At 69.4% G+C, this 25,487-nt stretch carries 17 protein-coding genes and 1 tRNA gene; 7 read left to right on the forward strand and 11 right to left on the reverse strand.

Annotation, left to right across the window (positions count from 1 at the left end):
- On the forward strand, window positions 1–930 hold a 930-nt coding region (locus tag CUD01_RS04495; RefSeq protein ID WP_280525803.1), incomplete at its 5' end, for an alpha-L-arabinofuranosidase C-terminal domain-containing protein.
- Entirely contained in the window at window positions 930–2,597 is a 1,668-nt protein-coding gene (locus CUD01_RS04500; protein WP_141319075.1) for a glycoside hydrolase family 43 protein, read from the forward strand. The genes CUD01_RS04495 and CUD01_RS04500, both read left to right, overlap by 1 nt.
- Here the strand turns inward: CUD01_RS04500 and CUD01_RS04505 are convergent.
- The 9 genes from CUD01_RS04505 to CUD01_RS04545 all read right to left on the reverse strand — a co-directional run bounded on the left by CUD01_RS04505 (window position 2,584) and on the right by CUD01_RS04545 (window position 18,405).
- Window positions 2,584–2,967 (reverse strand): type II toxin-antitoxin system death-on-curing family toxin, encoded by a 384-nt coding sequence (locus tag CUD01_RS04505; protein ID WP_141319077.1) that lies wholly within the window; start codon window positions 2,965–2,967, stop codon window positions 2,584–2,586. The genes CUD01_RS04500 and CUD01_RS04505 overlap by 14 nt on opposite strands.
- Window positions 2,964–3,170 (reverse strand): Arc family DNA-binding protein, encoded by a 207-nt coding sequence (locus CUD01_RS04510; RefSeq protein ID WP_141319079.1) that lies wholly within the window; start codon window positions 3,168–3,170, stop codon window positions 2,964–2,966. The genes CUD01_RS04505 and CUD01_RS04510 overlap by 4 nt, the downstream gene beginning before the upstream one ends.
- Before the next feature lie 102 nt (window positions 3,171–3,272).
- Window positions 3,273–5,075 carry a DUF262 domain-containing protein gene (locus CUD01_RS04515; RefSeq protein WP_141319081.1) on the reverse strand — a complete coding sequence of 601 codons (1,803 nt, stop codon included), beginning with the start codon at window positions 5,073–5,075 and terminating at the stop codon, window positions 3,273–3,275.
- A 49-nt stretch (window positions 5,076–5,124) separates the two neighbouring features.
- Complete coding sequence (locus CUD01_RS04520) at window positions 5,125–7,116, reverse strand: AAA family ATPase (protein ID WP_141319083.1); 1,992 nt, start codon at window positions 7,114–7,116, stop codon at window positions 5,125–5,127.
- On the reverse strand, window positions 7,106–10,447 hold the full coding sequence (locus CUD01_RS04525; RefSeq protein ID WP_166772010.1) for a helicase-related protein: 3,342 nt from the start codon (window positions 10,445–10,447) through the stop codon (window positions 7,106–7,108). The genes CUD01_RS04520 and CUD01_RS04525 overlap by 11 nt, the downstream gene beginning before the upstream one ends.
- 105 nt (window positions 10,448–10,552) lie before the next feature.
- The gene (locus CUD01_RS04530) at window positions 10,553–13,747 is read right to left on the reverse strand and encodes a type I restriction endonuclease subunit R (RefSeq protein ID WP_141319087.1); all 3,195 of its coding nucleotides are present in this window, start codon (window positions 13,745–13,747) and stop codon (window positions 10,553–10,555) included.
- A complete protein-coding gene (locus tag CUD01_RS04535; RefSeq protein ID WP_141319089.1) occupies window positions 13,747–14,949 on the reverse strand; it encodes a restriction endonuclease subunit S in 1,203 nt (400 codons plus the stop codon). Before CUD01_RS04535 ends, CUD01_RS04530 begins: the two co-directional genes overlap by 1 nt.
- A complete protein-coding gene (locus CUD01_RS04540; RefSeq protein ID WP_141319091.1) occupies window positions 14,946–16,559 on the reverse strand; it encodes a class I SAM-dependent DNA methyltransferase in 1,614 nt (537 codons plus the stop codon). The genes CUD01_RS04535 and CUD01_RS04540 overlap by 4 nt, the downstream gene beginning before the upstream one ends.
- Before the next feature lies 1 nt (window position 16,560).
- Window positions 16,561–18,405: a hypothetical protein gene (locus CUD01_RS04545; protein WP_141319093.1), complete on the reverse strand. Its 1,845-nt coding sequence runs from the start codon at window positions 18,403–18,405 to the stop codon at window positions 16,561–16,563.
- A gap of 169 nt (window positions 18,406–18,574) precedes the next feature.
- On the opposite strand from CUD01_RS04545, the gene CUD01_RS04550 reads away from it, so the two are divergent.
- Window positions 18,575–20,005 carry a Fis family transcriptional regulator gene (locus CUD01_RS04550; protein ID WP_141319095.1) on the forward strand — a complete coding sequence of 477 codons (1,431 nt, stop codon included), beginning with the start codon at window positions 18,575–18,577 and terminating at the stop codon, window positions 20,003–20,005.
- 364 nt (window positions 20,006–20,369) lie between these two features.
- On the opposite strand, the gene CUD01_RS04555 is transcribed toward CUD01_RS04550, so the two are convergent.
- A tRNA-Leu gene (locus CUD01_RS04555) sits at window positions 20,370–20,452 on the reverse strand.
- 185 nt (window positions 20,453–20,637) lie between these two features.
- On the opposite strand from CUD01_RS04555, the gene CUD01_RS04560 reads away from it, so the two are divergent.
- A complete protein-coding gene (locus CUD01_RS04560; protein ID WP_141319097.1) occupies window positions 20,638–21,849 on the forward strand; it encodes an AI-2E family transporter in 1,212 nt (403 codons plus the stop codon).
- A 6-nt stretch (window positions 21,850–21,855) separates the two neighbouring features.
- On the opposite strand, the gene CUD01_RS04565 is transcribed toward CUD01_RS04560, so the two are convergent.
- Window positions 21,856–22,650 carry a fructosamine kinase family protein gene (locus tag CUD01_RS04565; RefSeq protein WP_094182133.1) on the reverse strand — a complete coding sequence of 265 codons (795 nt, stop codon included), beginning with the start codon at window positions 22,648–22,650 and terminating at the stop codon, window positions 21,856–21,858.
- A 72-nt stretch (window positions 22,651–22,722) separates the two neighbouring features.
- Between CUD01_RS04565 and ald the strand changes: the two genes are divergently transcribed.
- From ald to CUD01_RS04580, 3 genes are read left to right on the forward strand one after another with little or no spacing between them, the layout of a single operon-like run.
- Complete coding sequence (gene ald / locus CUD01_RS04570; protein ID WP_141319099.1) at window positions 22,723–23,838, forward strand: alanine dehydrogenase; 1,116 nt, start codon at window positions 22,723–22,725, stop codon at window positions 23,836–23,838.
- 59 nt (window positions 23,839–23,897) lie between these two features.
- A complete protein-coding gene (locus CUD01_RS04575) occupies window positions 23,898–24,992 on the forward strand; it encodes a lactate/malate family dehydrogenase (RefSeq protein ID WP_141319101.1) in 1,095 nt (364 codons plus the stop codon).
- Entirely contained in the window at window positions 24,989–25,468 is a 480-nt protein-coding gene (locus CUD01_RS04580) for an ACT domain-containing protein (protein WP_141319103.1), read from the forward strand. Before CUD01_RS04575 ends, CUD01_RS04580 begins: the two co-directional genes overlap by 4 nt.
- The last annotated feature ends 19 nt before the right edge of the window (window positions 25,469–25,487 follow it).

Here is a 25,487-nt window from a genome sequence, read left to right on the forward strand (position 1 = left end):
TCGCGCAACCACGGCGGCAACATCCTGTACCGGATCGCCGCCGGCGCGGACTCGGGTGACCTGCACTGGACCGAGGCACTCATGCGCTCGTTCGACGACCTCGCCGCCGACCCGGCCGCGCCCGCCGGTCCGTTCCAGGCCGTCTCGCTGCACTACTACACGATGTCGGGCTCGTGGGGCGACAAGGGCGACGCCACGGGCTTCAGCACCGACGAGTGGTACACGACGATGGCCAGGGCGCACCGCATGGAGGAGCTGCTCACCCGCCACTCGACGGTGATGGACCGGTACGACCCGCACCGCAAGGTGGGCCTCGTCGTCGACGAGTGGGGCACCTGGTGGAACGTCGAGAAGGGCACCAACCCCGGCTTCCTGTACCAGCAGAACACGCTGCGCGACGCGCTCGTCGCGTCGACCCACCTCGACGCGTTCCACCGGCACGCGGAGCGGGTCGTGATGGCGAACATCGCGCAGACCGTCAACGTGCTGCAGGCGATGATCCTGACGGACCCGGACACCGGCGCGCTCGTGCTCACCCCCACGTACCACGTGTTCGCGATGAACGCCGGGCACCACGACGCCGCAGCCCTCGCCGTGCACCTGCGTGGTGTGCAGACGCGTGTCGTCGACGGGACCGAGCTGCCCCTGGTCTCGGCCTCCGCGTCGGTCAAGGACGACGCCGCACTGGTCTCGCTGTCGAACCTCGACACGGAGAACGACCGCACGGTCGTGCTCGACCTGCGCGGTCGCGACGTCGTCGGGCACGACGCGCGGGTCCTGACCGCGTCCGCCCTCGACGCGCACAACACGCCGCAGCAGCGCGACGCGGTCGCACCGCGGCCTCACGTCGGCGTGCGGCCGCACGCACGCGGGCTCGAGGTCGACGTCCCCGCCCACTCCTACGTCACCGTCAGCCTGGGCTTGCGCTGATGGGGCCGGGCGACCGGCCGCTCACCGTCGTCAACCCGGTCGTCCTCGCGGACGTCCCCGACCCGGACGTCGTCCACGACGGTCGGTACTACTACATGGTCAGCACGACCATGTACTTCGCGCCGAGCGTGCCGATCATGCGCTCGGACGACCTGGTGCACTGGTCGATCGTCGGGTACACCGGCCCGATCCTCGACGACACGGACGCGCTCGCCCTGCGCCACGGCCGCAACGCCTACGGACAGGGCAGCTGGGCCGCGAGCATCAGGTACCACGAGGGGACGTACTACGTCTCGGTCGGGAGCCTGACCACCGACATGACGTACGTCTTCGCCACGCCCAGCATCGAGCACGGGCCGTGGACGAGGTCGGTCCTCGACGGCTACGCCCACGACCAGTCGCTGCTGTTCGACGGCGACGACGTCTTCCTCGTCTACGGCGGGGGAGTGATCGACCTGCGCCGGCTCCGCCGGGGCGACGACGGGACCTTCGCCTGGGACGGTCCGGCGACGCGGCTCGTCGAGCACGCCGACGTCGACCAGAGCAGCGGGCTGCACGCCGAGGGCGCGCACGCGTACAAGATCGCCGGCAGCTACTACGTGTTCATGATCGAGTGGCCGACCGACGGGATCCGCCAGCAGGTCGTGTGGCGCTCGACGTCGTTGACACCGCAGTCCGAGGGCGGTGACTGGGAGGGCAGGGTCGTCCTCGCCCGGGCCGTGCCGGTCGCGGGGCGACAGGGCGACGGCGTCGCCCAGGGCGGCGTCGTCCAGGCGCCCGACGGGCAGTGGTACGCGATGCTGTTCCAGGACGAGGGCCCGCTCGGGCGCTCACCCCAGCTCGCGCGCGTGTCCTGGGACGAGGACGGATGGCCCGTCTACACGCTCGACGCGGGGACGACCGACCCCGGAGCGGCGACGTCCGTGCGAGCGACCGACCTGCTCGTCTCGGACGACTTCGACAACCGCCCCACGCCGGCCGGCTACTGGAGCACCGCGGACCCCGGTGCCCTGACGGCGTCGGACGAGAACGCCTGGAACGGCTCGAGCCTCGGGCTGTCCTGGCAGTGGAACCACAACCCGGACAACCGGTTCTGGTCGCTCACCGACCGGCCCGGCCATCTGCGGCTCACCACCGGCAGCCTCGCGTCGGGCATCCTCGACGCACGCAACACGCTCACCCAGCGCACGTACGGTCCGACGAGCGCCGCGGCGATCTCGCTCGACGTCTCCGGCATGAAGGACGGCGACGTCGCCGGCCTGTCCGCCTACCAGCAGAAGTACGGGTACGTCGCCGTCGAGATGGCCGACGGCGCGCGCCGGCTCGTGATGCGCCGCGCCGACCGGCAGGGGCACGTCGCCTTCACCAGTGCGCCCGTGCCCCTGACGGCCGAGACGGTCCTGCTCCGCGTGGATGTGGACTTCCGAGACGCCGCCGACCGCGCCACGTTCGCGTACTCGCTGGACGGCGCCACCTGGACGCCGATCGGCGACGACCTGGCGATGGAGTACAGCCTCGACCACTTCACCGGGTACCGGTTCGCGATCTTCTGCTACGCCACGGCCGAGACCGGTGGGCACGTGGACGTCGACTGGTTCCGCGCCGGCGACGCCATCGTCGCGAGCGCCTCGGACCGCGCGGCTGTCCCCAGCCTCAGCGAGGGGTAGCCCTCGCCTCCAACCACGACGTGATGGTGGCCAGCTCCGGATGTACGTCGCCCCCGACCTCGCGGACGAACGCGTCGCCGTCCTCGGGGTCGATCGCGAGGTCGAAGCCGTTGAGCCGGTAGAGCAGGAGGACGAGCAGGATCGACAGTCGTTTGTTCCCGTCGACCAGCGGGTGCGAGCGGTTGATCGCCTCGAGCAGGGCCGCAGCCTTGGCGTGGATCCCGACGTATGCCTCTGTGCCCCACACGACCTGGGCCGGGCGTTCGATGGCGGAAGCCAGCGCGCCGACGTCCCGGATGTGCAGCCGCAGCTGCTCGCAGATGTCGAGAGCGTCGGCGAGCTCGGGATAGGCGAGCGGCGTCGAGGTCATCGAGAGAGTCGCTCCAGGAGCTCTCGGTTGCCCTCGATGAGCTCACCGATGATCACCGTGCGCTCGGCCCGGCGGGTGACGGCCGCAGCGCGGTCCCGGATCGCGAGGACGGTGACGTCGTTCATGGAGCGGTGCTCGATCTCGGCCTGCTTACGCAGGGCGGCCAATGTCTCCTCGTCGAGGCGCAGGGTGAGCGTGGGCATGGTGGCGTTCCTTCCTTGCCCTGCCGCCGACGTCGTGTGTGCTCCGGCGGTGGGTCCGGCAGGGCGTGGGCCCGGTAGTGTCGAAGTGAAGCCACTCTAGTGTCACTCTGAAGCCACCCGCAATGGGTATGGCGTCGAGACGGTTGCACCGATCCGGTTGGGCACGCCGAGCGCCTTCGTGAGTCGATCTCGGAGTTTGCTCTTGCGCAGGTCGAAGAACGCGTCGAACTCGGTGATGCCCTCCGGCAGCTCGGCGAGGTCGTTGTCGTTGACGTACGTCTGCGCCCTCTGCGGTGTGGGGAACGCCGAAGAAATCCATTCCGCCGGGAGCATGTCCTGCTTCTCGACGTTCGCGGTGCCCGCCAGCAGTTGGAGGTTCGGCAGCAAGTCGCACAAGTCGATAAAGTGCTCGATCTTGTCCGGGGGCACGCCGACGGCGGCCAGCTTCTTCCGGGTGAATCTCGATCTCGGGAAGATGTGGTCCTCGTGGAACTGCTTGCTCAGGTCGAGGCCCGGGTAGAGTACGGACAGGACCGAGAACGTGCGCTGGCCGCCGTACTTGAGGTTGAGCAGCTCGTCGATCTCCGACGCTTCGAATGACAGCGCCTTCCCGGCAGATGCCATTGCGGCTTCAACCTCAGCAACGGGGAACCCTCCCGCGGCGTGGACTGATAGGACCTCGCGGATGCGCGTGAGCAGCGTGTCCAGTCCGGAACCCCAGACCCCGCGCTTGATCAGCGACCGCGTCACCCAGCCGTGCACGGCGAGGCGATCGGGGGCGTGCTTGGTCGCGTCGAGATAGCCGTCGCCGACACCGCGACGATGCAGGTAGTACGCGAGCGGGATGATCACGCTGCTTGCCGTGAGGTTGCGCTCGTTGTAGCCGAACTGCTGCAGCAGGGTGGCCGCGCGCAGGAGGGCTGAGCGGGTAGCAGGCCACACCGCTTCGACTGCGGCCATGTTTGCCTGTGTGAAGTTCGAGACTTTGAACCGGAGGTCGACGCCCGCGATCGCCAGGGCGGACTTCAGCACGAGGTCCTTGGTGAACGCGAACTGACGTCCGGCGTTGGTGTTGATCTCGCTGACCAGGGAGCGGACTTCTTCGCGTGCGTCGAGGTCCTTCCACTGGTTGGTCGCCATCGATAGCAGCAGGTCGGAGTAGGACAGCGGCGTGCCGCCGCTATTCACTCGGACGAAGATCTCCAAGACCTTGTCGGGGTCTTGGTCCGTGACCAGGAAGTAGTTCATCGGCTTGAGCACGCGGACGGCCTCGTACAAGTCGTAGAGGCGCTGGAAGGCCGATGTGGAGTTCGCGATGCCGCGTGAGTCAAGCTCGTGCATGATCGCGGGACCGGAGTTCGCGAGGTCGAGCACGGCACCGACGCGGAACCAGACATGCGGCTCACCTTCGTTCGGCGCAGCTTCCTTGTCGGTGAAGAACTGCAGGTCGTACCGCAGGCCCAACTCCTCATCCTGGGGATCGTTGGCAATGTTGAGGTAGAGCCGCTTGACCGGGAAGGCATCGGGGCTGCTCCACCACGCGTACTTCTTCTTCTCCGCGAAGCTGCCGTACAGCGCGATGTTGAGCGACGTGAGGCGCTGCTGCCCGTCGAGCACGGCGACGGTCCCCGCGCCGGCCGGCACCGTCGCCTTGCCGGCGTATGGGTTGTCTCGCTCGTGGAAGTGGGTCAGGAACTCGTAGAAGGTGTACGACTGCGCCGTCTGCGGTTGGACTTCCCACAGCAGGAACGACCCAACCGGGTACCCGCGCATGAGGCTGTCGACGAGCCGGATGATCTGCTGCGGGCCCCAGACGAACTCGCGCTGGATCGCCGGCATGAGGTACTCGTGCTTGTGGATCGACGTCAGCATCTCTTCGATGCTCTTGGGCGTCTGGAACGCCATCCCCTGTTCCCTTCGTCGTGCCATGACTGACTATCGCGGTGGGCGACGCCTATCTCCGTCGTCCTCGCAGTTCCTCGGGCAGTGGCTTCTGATGGACGATTACGAGTTCCCGGTTCGGTCGCGTCAGCGCGGTGTAGAGCTGGCCTTGCCGCCCTAAGTTCGGCGGGAAGGCCCATGGCTCGACGACGACGACTCCATCGAACTCCAGCCCGCGCGCGTGGTCCGGGTCGATGACCGTCAGCATTCGGCTGTCGCGCCGCCACCTGGTCACATCGGCACGGTCGGCGATCCAGCCGCGAGCGCGCAGTTCCTCGCGGGTGGGCTCTGGGTCGGTGTCGATGATCGCCACCGTCCCGTGCGGATGCCGGTCGAGCAGGCCGGACGCCTGGGCGACGGCTTCTGGCGACAGTGTCTTGGTCGTCACCACGAGCGGCTCTGGGCCCTCGTTCTGCAGCGACGCCAACTCGCGCTCAGTCTTCGGAAGCAGCTTGTTGGCGAACTGGATGATCGGTCGGGTCGAGCGGTAGCCGCGCTGCAGCCGCACGAGCGGCAGGTCCTCGTCCTCGATCGCGAGCGCCGCCGCGACGTTCTTCCAACTGCCTTCGGTGTGATCCGAGCGGCGCTGGTTCAAGTCGCCCAATAGCGTCCAGTATCCGCCGGCGTTGATCTCGGTCAGTACGGCCCACTCGAGGGGATGCACGTCCTGAGCTTCGTCGACGATCACATGTCCGATGCCCTGCAGTGCGCGCAACGGCTGGACCTGGCCGCCGATATAGGCGAGCAGGGGCTGGAGAGAACGGTCATCCTGGGCGTCGCGAAAGCGTGGCAAGCGTCGCAGGTACTCGCGCCATTCGTGCTCGGTCGTGAGGGGGCGGTCGCCGCCGTTGACGCGAAGCGTCTCGTAGACGTGTTCGACGGCGTCCCGCAGCTTGGCGTATTTGGGCCGACCCGCGCTCGTGATTCGACGCCAGGCCTTGAATGCGAAGTCGGCCAGTTCCTGGCTGACGTCTTGCCAGGAGTAAGAAGGCGGTCCCCAGACGCGATTCTCCGAGCGTCCGGTGAGTTGTTCGAGGAGTTCCTGAAGTGACACGACGATCAGGTCTCGAGTTGCGGGCGCAAGCCGCTCTAGCAGGTGCGCGACGTGGTGCGAGTACTGCCTGGACGGGCCGACGAGCATCACCTTTCCTTCGGGCTTGTCCTGATCCTCGATCGCAGGGCTGACGAGGAACGCTGCGCGATGGGCCGCGATGATCGTCTTGCCGGTGCCGGGTTGCCCTTCGATGATGCAGTTCGTGCGACCCGGCGCTGCGACGACTTCGTACTGGTCGGGCTGCAGGGTGGAGAGTACCGACGCGAGTTGGTCGCTCCGTGGCGCAGCTAGGCGCGCGTGAAGCAAGTCGGCCGCCCTAAGCCCGTCCTTCTCGGGGCTGCCCGGCCCCTTGGCAGACGCTGCCTTCACGGGTTCCGGACCCAGGGGCTGCGTTTTTGCAGCATCGGACTTGCCCGGCGCGGATTGGGCCGCAGGTTTCGTCGACAGGCTGCGCCCGGTTGTGGGCAGCACCGCCCGGGTCGGCGCCGCCGGAATACTGAGGACGCGCCGCCGGAACGGGACACCCGGCGGGTCGTCAACGATCGCCTCGTCGTAGAACTCCGAGATGCCGCCGTTCCTGTGGGCGTACGTGCGGATGACCGCGACCCGTTCGCACAGCGGGTGGTGGGTGCTGCCCCGGAAGAACGTGCACGCGACTCGCGCGGACCAATGAAAAACCTCGACGCCGTCGAGCTCGTAGTGGCCGTCCCCGATGTAGAAGTCCGACCGGCCGTCCAGGTGCTCCGGGTCGGGCCCGACAAGGGCGACTCGACCCACGAACTGCCCGAATCCTCCGACGGGGAGCTTGACCTGGCCTGTCCCGGTCCACAGCGTGTTGCGCGCGCCCTGAGTAGGGATCGGCATGCGGGCTCGACGATCCATCGCCTCCTTGTACTGGTTCTCGGCAGCGCGCTCGTCGGCGAGCTCCTGGGCGTGAGGGTCACTCGCCATCGCTGACCTCCAGAAGGCAGACCGCGAGTGGCTCCAGCCGGATCTCGGGGTGGGCTTGCGCCTCGAGGTCCGCGAGGAGCGCGGCGTGTCGCTCGGTGGCGCGTGCTCGCTGGCTCTCGAACAGTCGAATCGCGGAGGCGTGACGGCCGCGCGAGCGGGCCGTGCGGATGCGCTGCTCGATGGTGCGTACGCGACGGTCGTACTGGTCGGAGAGAACCACCTTGCGCGCCTCGGAGAGCGCGCGAGCCTCGGCGTCCCGCCGGGCCTGCTCCCGGTCGTGTCGGATGTCGAGCAGATCGCGGGCGCGTGAGGCCGGCCTGACCAGGTCCTCGGGTGTTGCCGGCTCTCTGCCCTGTTCGAGCGCGCCCTTCGCGAGACCGGCCAAGACTAGGTCGACAACCTCCGTCGGAGCTTGGCGACCGGTCAGGTCAACGGCCGTGCCCCAGATCTCGTCTCCTCCCCGCGAGGCGGCGAGGGCCTGGCTGAGCACGACCACGTAGGTCCCCGCCGGCGCGACCGCCTCGCGGTCGACGATCCGGATGCTCGCGAATCGTGCTTGCCGGTGCCCGGGGACGTCCACTGCTGACATCACCAGCGGGCTGGTGGCGGTGAGCAGATCGCCCCCGCCGGTGCGGGCCCGTTCCTGGTCGAGGACGAACGTCAGTGGAAGTTCGTTGCGAAGGCCCGCGGTGAGCGGTTCGAGTTCGGCGCGCGACCGGCGACCGGAACGCGCGAGCTGGTCGAGGCGTTCGGCCATCGCGGGGTTCCCGCGCAAGGTCAGCGCCTGCCCGTCGGCGGTGAAGGCCACGCCTTCGGCGCCGTCCGTCTTGGCCCAGTCGTCGAGCAGCAGGCCGAGCTCGCGCTGTCCGACGTAGCGCCCGGTCCGGATGAGGTCGTCCTCGAGCCCCGAGACGTCCACGTCGTTGCTGACCATGAGCGCCGAGGATGCATCCGCGACCTCGCGCAGTCCGGCACGCTGGTTCTCGATCGCTTCGAGAACTCGCTGTACCTTCCGCTCGCGCTCGTCCTCGGTCAGGTCGAAGTCGAAGGCCGCTCGAAGCGCGGGCATCTGCGACTCGATGATCGGTTCGAGCGCTCCGATCGAGGACTCGAAGATCTTGATGCGTTCGAGCACTCGGATGAGGATCCGCTCGTCGATGGTCGCCTCGTTGTAGAAGTTGACGACGAGGATCTTCTCCTCGGGCTGCCCGATGCGGTCGATGCGACCGATGCGCTGCTCGATCTCCATCGGGTTCCACGGAAGGTCGTAGTTGATCACCGCCGAGCAGAACTCGAAGTCCAGACCTTCGCTGGCCACCCGGTTGGCGAGCACGACGTCGTACTCACCTCGGCGGAACGCCGCCATGATGCGACGTCGCTCATCCCGGCGGACGCCTCCGTGCATGATCGCGACCCTCATGTGTGGCGCGAGCCGGTCTCGCAGGTAGGCGAGCGTCGGCTTGGAGAACGTGAACAGCAGGGCGCGGCGGCCTTCGTCGACGAGCGAGGTCAGGATCGGCAGCAGGAGGTCGAACTTGGAGTCGACCTCAGGTGCCAGCGCTTTCGCCGCGGCGATGAGTGCGGCGTGCGGATCCACCTGGACGGCCTGACCGTCGGCGTCGGCGTCGACGATTGCTCCGAATCCGACGGGGTCCAGCACGGCCTTACGCGCCATGGGCAGGCACGCGCTCGCGAGGCGCAGCGGCATCTGCATCGCGAAGTAGACGGGCATGCCGACGGCATTGGCACGAGCCCGACACCAGGCCACGTACTCGTCGTAGAAGGCGGCCTCTTCGGGTGTCCACGTCACCTCGCCCGCCCGGGGTTCGCGGATTGCCTTCCGCTCGTCGACCTCGGCTTTCTTGGTGCGGGTGATAACGGTGGACAGCGAGTTCAAGTCGGCCAGGTGCCGTCGCGCCTCCACGACGTCCGCAGGCGACATCTCTTCCTTCTCGAGCACCTTGCGCAGGAGCGGCACATCGGGCCGACGTGCGAGCACCATGCCGTAGGTGCTGTCGCCGAGGCGGGCGAGCGCCTCCACCCGGTCGGCGGCGGTTGATGTCGGGTCGTTCAACAGCGTCCCGATGCGATGCAGGACGGCGTTCGGCTCGAGGCGAAGCTGGAGGTCCGCGAGGTCGTCGTAGTCCTCCGGTGCGAGCAGCTCGAGCAGGTTGAGCAGGTCTTCCTGTCGGAGGTTGATCGGCGTCGCGGTGAGGAACACCAAGGAGTCAGCCCACTCGGCGAGCTGCGTGCCAAGCTCGTAGCTCTTCGTGTTCGAGTTTCGCATCGAGTGCGCCTCGTCGACGATGACGAGATCGAACGCGGGCGGTGTCGTCGCCAGCTCGGCGAGACCACTCCAGGTGCGCAGACGTTCGAGGGTGCAGATGTACGACTGTCGCTTGGGAAGCCGCCCTTCCCGGAAGCGCTCGAGGAAGCTGGTCAGGCCGGCGGTGTCCAGCTCGGTCAGGTCGAAGCCGAACCGCTCCTCCATCTCCTCCTTCCACTTGCCCAGCAGCGAGGACGGGCAGACGACGAGGACGCGATCGGCCTCGCGTCGAGCCTCCAGTTCTGTCCAGATCAGTCCTGCCTCGATGGTCTTGCCGAGTCCGACCTCGTCCGCGACGAGGAGCCGCGCCTTGCCCGTCTGCAGCAGTTTGAGCACGGGCTTGAACTGGTACGGACGGAACGTGGTCCGGGTCGCGCGGAACGAGTAGAGGGTGTCCGCGAACCTGCCGCGGAGCTTGCTGCGGGTCAGCGTCGCCCCGAAGCGCTCGACGGACGCCGCGCTGCCCCTGACCCAGGTCACGGGGTCGTCGTTCTGAGGCACCGCAGCAAGCTTGCTCTCGAGGACTTGCTCTGACCGCCCGCCGTGGAAGACCGCGTAATTCCACTGCCCGCCGACGAAGCGTCGGCGCCGAATGATGACGTCGACACCGCCGGGCACGGTGATCGCGGACTCTTGCACCGAGAACTTGGGCTTGGGAACATCCGTCGCGGTCGTCCAGTAGTGCTCCGCCCACCCGAAGGCGTGGGCAAGGGGATGGTCGTCCGTCAGCTCGTCAACCGGGAGCGACGTGGCGGCCCCTGAGCCGGTGCCCAGGCCGACCTGCAGCAGAAGTGGCTCGTCGATGCCGTCGAACCAGTACAGGCCGGCGGGCAAGGGAACGTCCGCGTCCCACAGCGCCCGGCACTGGCCGACGTGGTCGATGAGGTCGACGACAGGCTCATCGAGCACCAACGCCCGAGAGAAACGTCCGCGCGACAGCACCGCTGAGACGTCGTCAACGATCGGATGATAGCCGAAGCTCGCAGGTGTAGACCCTGAGTCCACGACTTCTGACCTCCGCTCTGAGGCGTCTCTTGCGTCCGGCTCCACTACGACCTGTCATCGGCTTGGGAGCACTTGACCTGAAGAGGTATCAAGCGGTCAACGGCATCAGGACGCCATCTCCAGTGCCGACTTTCCGGACGCCATGCGCGGCGCCATGCTCTCCATCTGCTCCATCACAAGCGTGATCGCGCCGGGCTGCTTGTCCGGCGGGTACTTGTACTTGACGAGTAGCCGCTTGATCGACGAGCGGAGCTTCGCGCGCACATCATCGCGAACGGTCCAGTCGGTCTTGATGTCGCGGCGCATGACCTCAACCAGCTCGCGAGCGATCTGCGCGAGCACGTCGTCCCCCTGGATCTCGACGGCCGACTCGTTCGCCGCAACCGCGTCGTAGAAGGCGAGCTCGTCTGAGTTGAGCGGGGGCGTGAACTGCTCGCCGCGATGCGCTTCGGCTGCGACCTCCTTCGCGAGCTCGATGAGCTCGGCGATGACCTCAGCCGACGTCAGCTGCTGGTTGGTGTAGCGGTTCATCAGCTCCTTGAGCTTCTCCGAGAACGCGCGGTGCCGGACCAGGCTGTTCTGCGTGACCCGCGCGGACTCTTCGGTGAGCAGATCGCGCAACGCCTCGATCGCCAGGTGCGCATTCTCGGCCTGCTGCGCTCGATGCACGTACTCAGGGCCGAGATCCGACAGCGAGGGCTTGGGAAGGCCCGCGGCCTCGTAGATGTCGACGATCTCGCCGGTCGCGGTAGCGGACGCGACGAGACCCGCGAGCATCCGGCTGATCTCCTCGGGCACGGGCTCGCCGGACGCCTGACGCTCCTGGGCGTCGAACTTGGCCATCCAGACCCTGACCTCTTCGTAGAACTTCGCCGTCCTACGGAGGTCGTCGAGCGTCTCGGAACCGGCCGCGAGCGCCCAGGCCCTGGCGAGCTGGTTCGCCAGTCGGCGGAAGCGGACGCCGAGCGTCTCGTCGCCGTCCGCTACCTGGTTGCCGGCCGTCGCCGGAGAACGCAGGTAGTTGGTGACACCGACGGCGGCCTTGATCCAGCTGCGGGCGTCCGCGCCTATCTGCTCCTGCCACGGGTAGCCCGCGCAGATGGCGTCCAGCGACTCGATGAGAGTCCGCGCCAGTACCGCCGCTTCGTCGATGTTCCGACCGACAGGCTTCTTCTCCTGGTCCCGTTCGGTGTACTCGGCGAGCGCCTTGTTGAGGTTGTCCGCCAACGGCGCGTACGCGACGAGCAGACCGTCGGGCTTGCCGCGGAACGTGCGGTTCACGCGCGCGAGCGTCTGCATCAGCAGCGCGCCCTGCAGGGGGCGATCCAGGTACAGCGTGTGCAGCGGTGGTGCGTCGAAGCCGGTGAGCATCATGTCCTTGACGATGACGATCTGCAGCGGGTCCTCGGCGTCCTTGAGCCGCTTCTGGATGACCTTGTTCTGCGCGTCGCGGCGGACGTGCTTGGCGACGATGCCGGTGTCCGTCGCTGACCCGGAGTAGACGACCTTGATGACGCCCTTGTCGACGGCGTCGTCGTGCCACTCCGGCTTGCGGGCGATGATCTCGTCGTAGAGCTGGGCGCAGATCTCCCGAGTCGCGCCGACGATGAACGCCTTGCCCGGAGACTCCAGGAACGGGCGCATGGCGTCCGACCGCTTCTGCCAATGGGCGAGCAGGTCGTCGGCGAGGGCGGAGACGCGTGCGGGCGCCCCGTAGACCGCGTTGATGACCGCCACCGACTTCTCGATCCGCTCCCGCTCGACCTCGTCGAGCCCCGTCGACGCCTCGTCGGCTGCAGCGTCGAGGTCCTCGTCGGTGACCGTGCCGGCCAACTTCACCGAGATGAGCCTCGGTTCGAAGTACACCTGAACCGTGGCGCCGTCGTCGACGGCGTGCTGCAGGTCGTAGGTGTCGATCGTGTCGCCGAACACGCGCTTGGTGTTTCGATCGGCGAACGAGATCGGAGTACCGGTGAACGCGATGAACGCTGCGTTCGGAAGCGCGTCGCGGATGTGGCGGGCGTAGCCGTCGAGGTCGTCGTAGTGGCTGCGGTGCGCCTCGTCGACGACGACGATGATGTTGCGCCGGTCCGTCAGGAGGGGATGGTCTGCGCCCGCCTTGCGCTCCTCGTCGGTCAGCCCGAACTTCTGCAGGGTCGTGAAGTAGATGCCGCCGGTCGCCCGTGTCGTGAGAGCGTCGCGGAGCTGCCCGCGCGATGTGACGTTGGTGGGGCTTTCGGGGAGCAGTCGCGACCTGTTGAAAGCCTCGAATAGCTGGCTGTCGAGCTCGGTCCGGTCCGTGACGACGACGAGTGTCGGATTCTTCAGCTTGGGCTGCAGCGCGACGAGGTGGGCGTACAGCTCCATCTCCATCGACTTGCCGGAGCCCTGCGTGTGCCAGACGACGCCGGCCTTGCCGTTGCTCTCGACCGCGGTGACGGTCGAGCCGACCGCCTTCGTGACAGCGAAATACTGGTGCGGCTTGGCGATCCGCTTGGCGTACCCGTCGGCGCCCTCGTCGAACGCGACGAAGTTGCGCTGCAGCTGCAGGAACCGCTCGGGGTTGCAGACGCCGTCGATGAGCAGCTCGATCTCCAGGCCGAGGCTGTCGTCCTGCACGTCGACGCCGGGCGTGACGCGACGGCCGTCGTCGTCGACGTTCCACGGCGAGTAGTGGTTGAGCGGCGTGAACGGCGTGCCGTAGCGGGCCGTGATGCCGTCGCTGACGATCGTGAGCACGACGAACCGGAACGCCATCGGGAACTCGCGCAGGTACGTCTCGAGCTGCGCGTGCGCAGCCGACACATCGGCGTGCCGCGAGCCCGCCTTCTTCAGCTCCACCACGACGACCGGCAGACCGTTGAGGTAGAGCACGACGTCAAAGCGACGCTCGTGCTCCACCGAGCGGATGATCATCTGGTTGACGGCCAGCCACTCGTTGTCCTCGACGCGGTGGCTGACGAACCGGATCGTCGGGTTCTGCTCGACGCCGTCGGGGTCGACGTACGTGATGCCGCGGTACCCGTGGACGAGCACCTCGTGCAGCCGGAAGTTCTCTGCGATCGGGTCCTGCGACGCCGGCGACAGCACCTCCGCCAACGCCTGCTCCAGGTATCCCTCCGGCACCAACGGGTTGAGGCGCCGCAGCGCGGCCAGCGCGCGCTCGCGCAGCACGATGTCGTCCCACGACGAGCGGCCGAGCTCGGCGCCTGGCGCGACCTGCGCGCCGGCGAGCGTGTCCCAGCCGTGCTCGGACAGCCGCTCGAGCGCGATGTCCTCCCACTCCGCCTCACTCACCATCAGAGCACCTCCTCCACCCTCTTCTCGGCATCGCGGACCTGAACCTTGCCCGACATCAGCAACGGAAGGAGCTCGTCGCGTGTCGTTGCCACAGCGGCGGATTCGAGAACGGTCTGGGCGGCGAGGTCGTGCAAAGGCCGGACGGTCTCGTTGAACGCGTCGATCCGATCGTCATCTGGCACGGCGACGTTAATCGACTTGAACCGTCCGCGAGAGAGCTCCAGGAACGTTGCGCCATTCGCGTGGGTCAGGAACTCTGGCACGCGGGATCGCATGTCGTGGAAGAGCCACAGTTGGTGCCGCGCTTTCCGCGCGTTCACCACGATGAAGCCCTGGTTTACTGCCACCGGAACCTGCGCGAGGGCGAACGCACCAATCGTCGCCCGTGACGTCATCAAGATCGACCCAGGGGGGTACGTGCTTGACGAGCAAGCGCCGAGCCCCGCGTCCGTGATCGTGCGCGAAGTCTCGGAGAGATAGGGCGCGGAGAGTCGGGTCACGTCAGTCGGCGTGGCCCAACGAACGCCGCCGTCCCAGTACTCCGGCACTCGCGTGGATGGCGTGCCGCCGCCTGACACTTCGGCGATTTCTCCAAACGTCGTCACTCCGGGCTCAACCGCCGCAGACTGGGCGCGCCGGAAGATGGCGTCGGCGAGGCTCTCGATGTTTCGCACCACGCGGTCGTTGGCGGCGATCTTGTCGTCGAGCGCCCCGAGCACCTCAGCAATCGCCCGCTGCTCGTCCCAGCCCGGAGCCGGGATGCGGACAGTGCGCAACGCAGCTTGCCTAATCCCGAGGACGGTCGTACCAGTGGCGTGGCCTCGAAGGCTGGCTTGGACGGGGTCGGACTGAAGTGCGTAGTACAAGTAGCCCGTATCCAGAACGCCGCGCTTGCCGCGCAGACCGAAGATGCGCTGGCCAAGAACGACTGGGTCGTCGCTCGGCACGCGTGCCACTCTGCCGAGGGGCGCCTCGGACGTCAGAAGAACGTCTCCACGAGCGGTTGGGATGCTCATCCAACGTGCCGCGGTCTCGGCATCGACGAAGCGCGCTTCACCCAAGTCCAGGCGTCCAGCCTTCACGAGGAGTGCTGAAGCGACCGGAACACCCGAGTCGGTGAACGCGGATCCGAGCTTGGCGGGCGTCTTTCCGCGGTAGTCGATCAGAACCTCAAGACCGTCGCCGAGGGTCACGTCGTTCATGCGAGCCGCTCCAACTGCTCACGCACTACCTTCTCGAGCGCCGCCGATCCGTCCATTGCATCCAGGAGCTGGGTCCGGAGTCGTTCGAGCCTCGTTTCGAGTTCCTCGTCGTCGTCGTCACCGGCGGCCGAGCCGACGTAGCGGCCCGGCGTGAGCGCGTACCCAGCGGCTTCGATCTCGTTGAGCGGCACGGATCGGCAGAAGCCCGCCACGTCTTCGTAGTCGCTCGCCGCTGACACCACCCCCCGCCACCGGTGGTACGTGTCGCCAATCCGCTTGATGTCCTCGGCCGACAGGTCGCGCTCGGCCCGGTCGACCATGTGGCCGAGCTCGCGGGCGTCGATGAACAGCACCTGTCCGGTGCGGTCAATCGACCCCTGCGCACCCTTGGTCTTGTCCTTGGCGAAGAACCACAGGCACACGGGGATGCCGGTGCTGCGGAACAGCTGCGTCGGCAGGGCAACCATGCAGGAGACGAGGTCCGCCTCGACGATCTGCCGGCGGATGTCGCCCTCACCGTTGGAGTTCGACGACATCGACCCGTTGGCCATCACGACGCCGGCGCGCCCGCCGGGCGCGAGCTTGGACAGGATGTGCTGGATCCACGCGTAGTTCGCGTTGGTGGCGGGCGGAACGCCGTACCGCCACCGCGGGTCCTCGACGTTGCGCGCCCAGTCCTTGATGTTGAACGGTGGGTTCGCCATGACGAAGTCCATGAGGACGTCGGCATGCTGGTCGCGGGCGAAGGTGTCGCCCCACCGGGCGCCCAGGCCCTTGTTGTCGATGCCGTGGATGGCGAGGTTCATCTTCGCCAGCCGCCAGGTCTCCTCGTTGAGCTCCTGGCCGTAGATCGCGACGTTCTTCGGGTCGCCGTCGTGGTCGTGGACGAACTTCTCGGTCTGCACGAACATGCCGCCGGACCCGCAGCACGGGTCGTACACGCGGCCCTCGTGCGGCTCGAGCACCTCGACGATCACCTTGACCACCGACGGTGGCGTGAAGAACTCGCCGCCGCGCTTGCCCTCCGCCCGCGCGAACGCGCCGAGGAAGTACTCGTAAACCTCGCCCATGAGGTCCCGCGCCTTGTGCTCGCCCTGCCGGCTGAACCGGGTGCTGCTGAACAGGTCGACGAGCTCGCCGAGGCGACGCTGGTCGATGTTGTCGCGGTTATAGATACGCGGCAGCGTGCCGACCAGGCTCGGGTTGGCACCCATGACGACGTCCATCGCGTCGTTGACGAGCGAGCCGATCGTCCGGGGCGGCTCGCTGCCGATCGCAGGCTTGCCCTTCGAGTTCTCCGACAGGTACGCCCAGCGCGCCTGCGGCGGCACCACGAACACCCCGTACCCTTGGTACTCCTCGGGGTCGTTGATCAGCTCGGTGATCTGCGACTCGTCGTAGCCCTCGGCGAGGAGGTCGGCGCGGATCGCCTCGCGTCGCTCCTCGTAGGCGTCGGAGACGTACTTGAGGAAGACGAGGCCGAGGATGACATCCTTGTACTGCGAGGCGGAGAGCGAGCCTCGCAGCTTGTCGGCGGCCTTCCAGAGGGTGTCCTTGAGCTCCTTCATCGTGGAGGGAGCGTCAGGTGCGGACTTGGTGCGGGGTGGCATGTCAGCCAGCCTTCCGTGGGGTGGTGGAGACGAGTGCGAGGTCGCCGACGGCGACCCCTTGGACGAGATGGCGTACGAGCTCGTGCGCGGCGACTTCGCGCCGTCGCAGCTCGCGCAGGTAGGTCTCGGCTGCCACCAGCGTGGCCTCGACGTCCTCGACCTGGTTCGGCGCGAGCCGCGGAACCGACCAGGCGCGCCATTCGCCTGCCTGGTCGGGAAGCTGGTTGACCGACTCAGCGAAGGCGTGCGGCCCGATGGCTGCACGTTCCCCGAGTCGAACGATGAAGCTCGGGTAGCGGACGAGCGATCCCCCGATGTCGTCGACGACCGCGTGCGGCCGGGGCGTGGCGGTGACGACCACATCGGAGGGCTCCGTCCGGCGGGCATGGTCGTAGTGCTGAGCCGCGACGAGCGGGTCGATGAACCAGTCGGGATCCGTCGCCACCGCCGACATGACTCGCACCGTGGCGGTCGGCTCCGTGTGTGTCGCGTCGATGCGGGAGCCGTTGATCCGACGCGCGGTCCGCTCGTCGATCATCTGACCGAGCGACCGTGGGGCGGTCGCAAGCTCCGCCTCGGCTGGCGTCACGAGGAGGTCGAAGCCGTCGAGCGGGGCACTCGTGACGAGCGTCGCGGCCGTCACTGCGCCCCGGTGACCGGTGGCAGCACCCGGCAGGCGGGCAGGCGCCATGCCCGCCGGGACCAGCGGGTCACCCGCCGCAGCCCGGTCGTACGGCAGGGCACGGCCGTAGCGATACTGGCGGCGATCCGACTGCTCGAGCGCGCCGATCACGTCGTCGACGACGTCGTCGATCTCGATCTCTCGGCCGGTCAGGTCGGCCAGCAGGATCCGATGCGCCGACTTTCCTGCCCGCAGCACCCACAGTCCGAGCGCCTGGCGGTGGGCGTGCCGCCACATCCCCCGCGGCAACCGCACGGCGGCGACGAGATTGCCGACGGCGAGCGTCGAACGACGTCGCTCGGCGTCGTGACCTCGAAGCCGATCGCAGAGCACCGAAGAGGGGCCGAGAATCACCCCGACACTGCCCGACGCCAGCTCGTCGGCGATGTCGTCGACCCGGTCGAGCACGTCGTCGTCCTGACCGAGAATGGCCGCCACGTGGACGACGCTCTCCGCTGACGACGTCGTGTCGTTGCCGCGGATCGCCAGTAGGCGTCGCGCCGTGCGGTCCCTCGGCTCGACGATCAGCGCGTCCCGGCAGACGGCCTGCAGTGCGTCATGCGGCACGTCGACGGCGAGCGCGCCGTCGCCCAGGTGCTGCCGGCACGCGGTGGCGACGGCCCCGAGGAGGGTCGCCGCATCCTCGGACAGCCCTCGCTCCGCCCGCTGTCGAGACAGCCGGCTCGACGCGAGGCGATCCAGGGCGTCCGAGGGCCCGAACGAGGCGGCGAGCAGCTCATCGACGTACCCCAGCAGCTCCGGCGATGGATCGATGGCTGCGATCTCGGTGGCGAGCATCCGGTCCTGAGGGTCGACGTGGCGGGCGAGCCGCGCGAGGTGGTCCGGCGCGAGCTCGGCCAGGTCTCGGTCGATCCGGCTCCGCAGCGCAAGCAGCGCGACGACGTCGTCGAGCACAGACCCGTCAGGCGGCGTGAGCGCGGGGGCGTCAAGCGCGGCCTGATCGTTGGTCCCTCTGCCGGTGAGCGACAGCCAGCGCATGACCTCGTCGCGGTCGAAGTGCTCGACGCCGCGCAATGAAGCGACGGGTGCCGGGAACGGTGTGGGAGCGCCGTGGACGGTCGGGCGTCGACGCCAGTTGGTGACCGCTTGGCGGGTCACCCCCGCCGCGATCGCCACATCACGCAGAGTCATCGTCGTTTCCATGCTCACCTCCCTCGGCTACCTCGACGATAGACCTACCGGACGCCGCCGCTGTGCGTCCACATGTGTTTAGTGGTCTAAACATGACCCAGCATTGCCGACGGCGCCACCACTTCATCACTCTCGTGACATTCGCTGCGAAAGGAGCAGGCCGAGAGGAAGGAGCGAGGCGATGACCAAGCACGACACGGGCGCCCGGTTCGACGAGACCGGGAGCGCGCTGATCGTCGAGAACCTGTGCATCGACGACGCAGCGGTCATCCGCGAGGCCCAGCGATGGACCACCGGGGTGCGCGGCGAGGCGGTGGCCGACACCGACGAACTCGCGGGCGCCGACGTGACCAACTTTGCGACCGAGGCACTCATGCTCGGAGCGCGTGCGCTCACTGCGACAGCGCAGACGGTCGAGACCCGAGCGCTCGAGCGCATGGTCGCCGACGTCGGAGACCGCACAACGGCTGCGTCCAACGCAGCGGCCGAGCTCACGGCACGGGCCGCGAAGGACGCGACGGACGCCATGGCGAAGGTCACCGAGCACGCCCTCAAGGCGATCGTCGACGCGGACCGCGCGACGCGTGACGAGCTCACGGCGGCCGTCGCCGCGGCGAAGGGGCAGCTCGTGGAGGAGACGCGGCGCCTGTTCGGCGGTGACAGCCCCGAGCTCCTCGAGCGGCTCCAGCCGGTACTCAGCACGTTCGGCACCCAGCTCGAGAAGCACGTGAACGACGGCGCTCGTCAGCTGCTCGAGCAGGCGGCCAAGCAGCTCGACCCCGCCGACCCGACATCGCCGATAGCTCGGCACGCGGCCGGCCTGACCGAGCAGCAGCAGCGACTCGCGGCCCGGCTCGAGGAGCAGAACGCCGAGCTGGGCAGGAAGGTCGACGAGCTCGTGTCCCAGATCAAGGTCCAGGAGGCGCGCGCCCGCCTCGCTCAGGTGACGCCCATCAAGGGCGGGTCGTTCGAGGGCACGCTGCACACGATCCTGCATGACATCGCCGCGGGCCTGGGCGACGAGTACACCGACACGACCACCACCACGGGTGCCCTTCCCCGGAGCAAGAAGGGTGATGGGGTGCTGAGCGTCGGCGGACAGGCCACCAAGGTGGTGCTCGAGATGACGGACTCCTCTCGCACCGCATGGAGCGACTACCTCGACGAGGCCGAGCGGAACCGCGTCGCCCAGGCGTCGCTCGGGGTCGTGCGTAGTCCGGAGCAGAACGCAGGGCTCTCGGTCCGGGTCCTCGGCCCGCGTCGGGTGGTGCTCGCGTTCGACCCCGAGGTGGACGACCCGGAGCTTCTGCGCACCGTGGTCCAGCTGCTGCGCACCGCGGCGATCACGGAGTCGATGCGGTCCGGTGGGGTCGCCGCCGAGATCGTCACCGCGCAGGAACGCATCACGGCCGCTGTCGCGCAGCTCGAGAAGCTGGGCGACATCAAGAAGGCCGCCGCCACGATCGGCAAGCAGGTCACCGCGATCGAGGGCAGCTGCACGACCGTTGCCCAGGCCATGCGCCGACTCCTGGACGAGGCGCTCGCCGCCCTCGCGGGAACCACCAGCGACACGCCGACCGCCCAGCACGCCGACGCGGCGCACGCGGCCTGAGGAGGATGGGGGTGTACGTCACACCCTCACCGCACGAGGGGCATTCGGGAGCTGCCCTCGGCTGCTGCGAGCGCCGCTACCCCGGATCGGTAGTCGGTAGCGACCCCAGGGACCTCCCAAGTGGCGGTCGACGATGACGCGCGCGCTCCCTGGCCGCAGCTAGCTGAAGCGGCTCGCCGCTTGCTTGAGGATCGACGTCGCGACCGATCAGGATCGCGTGCCTCGTCGACCGGAGTTCACGGACCGAGAGCGACATTCGGCGCGTCCCGCCTCTGAGGTCGGATGGCGCACTGGTGCTGACGACGAACGCCCCTGATCTGCGTCTCCGCAAACCAGGGGCGTTCGTCGTCGCTGTCTCAACGAGTGTCCGGAGGGGGACTTGAACCCCCACGCCCTTTCGGGCACTAGCACCTCAAGCTAGCGCGTCTGCCATTCCGCCACCCGGACAGGTGGTCACTGCGGGATCCCGGAGGAGCCCCGCGGTGCGGCAGAAAACATAGCACGGTGCGTCGCCGGGACACGCATCGGCCCCGAGGGGCAGACTCGTCAGCACAGGACGAGAGACGACGACACAGCACGAACCGGGCGGCGCCCCTGACAGGCGGCCCGACGTGCGCGAGGAGGGGTGCCGGATGGCGGAGCCGGGCGTCGGGTTGCAGGGCGCTCGTCCCGCTCGACGGGTCGCCGGGTCGCCCCGCCGGACCCCCCCTCCGCTCGAGCCGGACGCACCCCGCTGGCTGCGCTCGCTCGCGGGGGTGTCGTGGCGGCTGATCGTCGCGGTCATCGCGGTCGGGATGGTGTTCTACGCGACGTCGCAGGTGAAGCTCCTGTTCATCGCGGTGTTCCTGGCCCTGGTGTTCACCGCGGTGCTGCGTCCGCTCGTGGAGTGGTTCAGCAAGGTCATGCCGCGGTTCCTCGCGACCGCGCTCGCGATCATCTCCGGGGTGCTCTTCTTCGCCGGTCTGCTCACGTACGTGGGGTACTCGGTGGCGAACGAGTGGGAGGACCTGTCGAAGCAGTTCAGCGACGGCATCGACCAGATCATCGACTTCCTCGAGAGCGACACGCTGCCGTTCACGATCACGAGCGACCAGATCGCGGGGTGGATCAGCGACGGGCAGAAGTGGCTCCAGGACCACGCCACCGAGCTCGCGGGGCAGGCGGCGTCGCGTGCCGGGTCGGTCGTCGAGGTCTTCACGGCGCTGGCGCTCGCGATCTTCTGCACGGTGTTCTTCCTGGCGCGGGGCCAGGAGATGTGGACGTGGTTCCTCAACCAGCTCCCCGCGCGGTTCCGCGAGGGCTGGATCAAGGCCGGCGGCGCGGGGTGGTACACGTTCTCCGGCTACACGCGCGGCACGGTGATCATCGCCGTGACCGACGGGATGCTCGCGTTCGTCCTCCTGCTGATCCTCGGGGTGCCGCTCGCGGCACCGCTCGCGGTGCTCGTGTTCATCGGCGCGTTCATCCCGCTCGTCGGTGCGCCCGCCGCGATGGTCATCGCGATGATCGTCGCGCTCGCGGCCAACGGGTTCTGGTCGGCGGTGTTCGTCGGCATCGGGATCGCGCTCATCGGACAGTTCGAGGGGCACGTGCTGCAGCCGCTCGTGATGGGCAAGCAGGTGTCGATCCACCCGGTCGTCGTCGCGCTCGCGGTCGCGGGCGGCACGCTCACGGCGGGGATCCTCGGCGCGGTGGTGAGCGTCCCGCTGGTCGCGGTCGCGTGGGCGGTGTTCTCCCGGCTGCGCACGCTCGACCCGCCCATGGAGGCCGACGAGGCCGACGACGAGGTGCGCCCGCAGTCCGACGTCCCGCTGGAGGTCGACGACGAGGCCGCGGCACGCTGAGCGCGCTCAGCGCACCAGGGGGTCGAGCAGCCGGGCCAGGTGGGAGACGTAGTGACCGCCGAACAGCAGCGCGTGCACGCCGACGGGGTAGAGCTGGTGCAGGCCGACGCGTCGCCGCCAGCCGGGCCGTAGCGGACGCTCGTCGTCGTACGCCGCGAGCACGTCGTCGAGGAACGGCAGGCCGAACAGCGCGAGCATCGCCAGGTCGGTCTCCCGGTGCCCGCCGTGCGCGGCGGGGTCGATGAGCGTCGCACCCTGCGCCGTCCACATGACGTTGCCCGCCCACAGGTCGCCGTGCAGCCGCGCGGGAGGCTCGCCGTCGTCCCAGCGGCCCGCCTCCGCGCGGTCGGCGACGCGCAGCAGGTCGTCCAGCACCTCGTCGGGCGCGAACCCGACGAGGTCGCGCGCGAGCGGACGCAGGCGGGCGTGCGCGAGGTGCTCGCCCCAGTGCTCGGCGGCCCCCGCCGGCATGGTCAGCGGCGCCTCGAGCGGACCGAACCACGTGTCGCCCGTCCACCCGTCGGGCGGGACCCCGAACGCGTCCGCGCCCGCGGCGTGCGTGCGCGCGAGCGAGCGCCCCAGGTCCACCGCGGCGGCGCGCGTCGGTGGCACAGCGGCGAGCTGCTCGAGGTCGAGGTGCTCGTCGCCGACGTCCAGCACGCGCACCACGCGCGCCCCGCCGGCGGCGCGCAGCCACTCGAGGCCCGCTGCCTCGCAGCGGAAGAAGCCGGGCGGTGCGCCGGCGCGTGTCTTGCGGAACACGTCGCCGATCCTCTCGCGTCTGCGGCCCGCGCGGCGGATGCTGGGACCGGCAGGTCCGCGACCCGGCCCTCGCCACCGCCCCGGGCACCACCCTCGCCTGAAGGAGCCGACATGATCGTCGCCGTCCCCACCGAGACCAAGAACCGCGAGTACCGCGTGGCGCTGACGCCCGCGGGCGTGCACCACCTCGTGACTGACGGGCACCGGGTCCTCGTGCAGTCCGGCGCCGGCGTGGGCTCCGCGATCGGCGACGACGAGTACCGCGCCGCCGGTGCGGACGTCGTCGGCGACGCCGCGACGGTGTGGGGCGAGGCGGACCTCGTCTGCAAGGTCAAGGAGCCGACGCCGGCCGAGCTCGCGTACCTGCGCGAGGACCTCGTGCTGTTCACCTACCTGCACCTGGCCGCCGACCGCCCCGCGACCGACGCGCTGCTCGCCGCGGGCACGACGGCGATCGCGTACGAGACCGTCCAGCTGCCCGACGGGTCGCTGCCGCTGCTGGCCCCCATGAGCGAGGTCGCCGGCCGGCTCGCGGCGCAGGTCGGCGCGTACCACCTCATGCGCAACGAGGGCGGGGCCGGTGTGCTGCTCGGCGGCGTGCCCGGGGTCGGCCCGGCGCGCGTCGTCGTGCTCGGCGGCGGGACCGTCGGGTGGCACGCGGCGCAGATCGCGCTCGGCATGCGTGCCGACGTCACCGTGCTGGACCTGTCCATGCCGCGGCTGCGGGAGATCGACGCCGCGAGCGCCGGCCGCATCCGCACCCTCGCGTCGAACCGGTGGACGCTCGAGCGCGAGGTCGCCGACGCCGACCTCGTCATCGGTGCGGTGCTGGTGCCCGGGGCGCGCGCGCCCCGCCTCGTACCCGACGAGCTCGTGGCACGCATGCGCCCCGGCTCGGTGCTCGTCGACGTCGCGGTGGACCAGGGCGGGTGCTTCGAGTCCACGCACCCGACGACGCACGACGACCCGACCTACCTCGTCGAGGGCTGCGTGTTCTACTGCGTCGCCAACATGCCCGGTGCGGTGCCCGTGACCTCGACGCGCGCCCTGACCAACGTCACCCTGCCGTACGTGCACGCGCTCGCGTCACGCGGTTGGCGCGCCGCGGTGGCCGACGACGCCGCGCTCGCCAGCGGGCTCACGACGCACGGCGGGCATCTCGTCAACGCCGCGGTCGCCGCCGCGCACGGGTACCCCTCGGTCTCGGTCGCCGACGCGCTCGCCTGAGCCTCGTCGCCGGGCGGTGCCGTCACGTGCGCGCAACGAACGGCGCCTAGTCTCACGCCATGGACGTGGCGGTGGTGGGTGCGACGGGCGACGTCGGGCGGCAGATCTGCACGCAGCTCGTCGAGCGGCGGGTCCTGCCGCCCACCTCGCGGCTCCAGCTGGTCGGACGGCCCGACGGGCGCTCGTCGCGCGCCACGTACGGCCTCGCAGCGGACCTCGTCGACGCCTACGACGAGCACGCGCCGCTGCTCGACGTCGCGCTCGACCCCGCGGACGTCGTCGCCGACGTCGTGGTCGTCGCGGCCGGTCGCACCGCGGGCACCCGGCCCGGCGAGTCGGTCGACCGGCACGCGCTCGCCGCCGACAACGCGCAGGTGTTCGCCACCTACGCCGACGCGCTCGCCCGGCACGGCTCGGGCCGCGAGGTCGTCGTGGTGGTCTCCAACCCCGTCGAGCTGGGGGTCGCGCTGCTCGGGGACGCGTTGGGCCGGCACCGCGTCATCGGCATGGGCGCGTGGCTCGACACGCTGCGGTTCCGCCGCGAGGTCGCCGCGTCGATCGGTGTGCGGCGGCACCGGGTCGGCGGGTTCGCGGTCGGCCAGCACGGCGACGACCTCGTCCCGCTGTGGTCGACCGTGCGGATCGCGGGCCTCGACGTCGCCGAACGTCGCGCCGAGGTCGCCCGCGTGCGGGGACCACGCACGCTCGCGACCTACGCCGACGAGATCGGCGCCGCCAAGCGTGCGCTGAGCACCGCCGCCGTGCAGGACCTCGCGGAGGCGTTCCGGCTGGTCGACACGTGGCCGCCCGACGTGCGGCTCGCCGCGCGCCCTTGGATGACGCAGCAGAGCGGTGCGAAGACCGCGGCCGGCACCGCGAGCGCGACCATCGACCTCGTCGAGACCGTCCTGGACGGGCGCGACACCGTGGTCGCGGGGCAGGTGCTGCTCGACGGTGAGGTCACGCTCGCGGGCGCGCACGTGCACGGGGTGCTCGGTGTGCCCGTGGTGCTCGGCCCCGAGGGGTGGACGCAGGTGCTGCTGCCCGCGCTCGCGGACGACGAGCACGAGCGGCTCGCGGCGGTTGCGCGGCGGATCACGGCGGCTGTGGCGCCGTGGACCGAGCGGGGTTCGGACGAGGAGGTCACGCGATGAGCCAGGACCAGGACGTGCACGACGACCGCTGGGTCGTGTTCGTGCGGGGCGCGAACCGGCCCGGCATGGTCGCGGCCGTGACGGCGGTGTTCGCGACGCGCGGGATCAGCTTCGACGCTCTCGCCACGAGCGACCCGGGGCCGAGCGACGGTCTGGTGACGGTGACGTTCCGCACGACCGAGCGTCGCCAGCACGAGCTCGTGCGTGCCGTCGAGCGCCTCGCGGCCGTCTCGGGCGTCGTCGTGCGCCGGGCCGAGGACCTGGGCGTGCGGGCCGCCGCGGTCTGCCACCTGCCGCGCGAGGTGGCGTTCCGGCCGCCGCCGCACGCCGCGGTGAGCTGGTCGGGGGAGTCGCAGCTCGGCCAGCCCGTGCTCGTGGAGGGGCCGCTCGTCGACGTCGAGCACGTCGTCGCGGCAGCGCAGCGGGCCGGCGCGCTCTCGACCGCGATCGTCATCGAGCCGCCGTCGGCCGTGTGACCCGCCTCGGGCGGGGCCG

The organism is Cellulomonas uda, assembly GCF_006538705.1.
GTDB lineage: Bacteria > Actinomycetota > Actinomycetes > Actinomycetales > Cellulomonadaceae > Cellulomonas > Cellulomonas uda.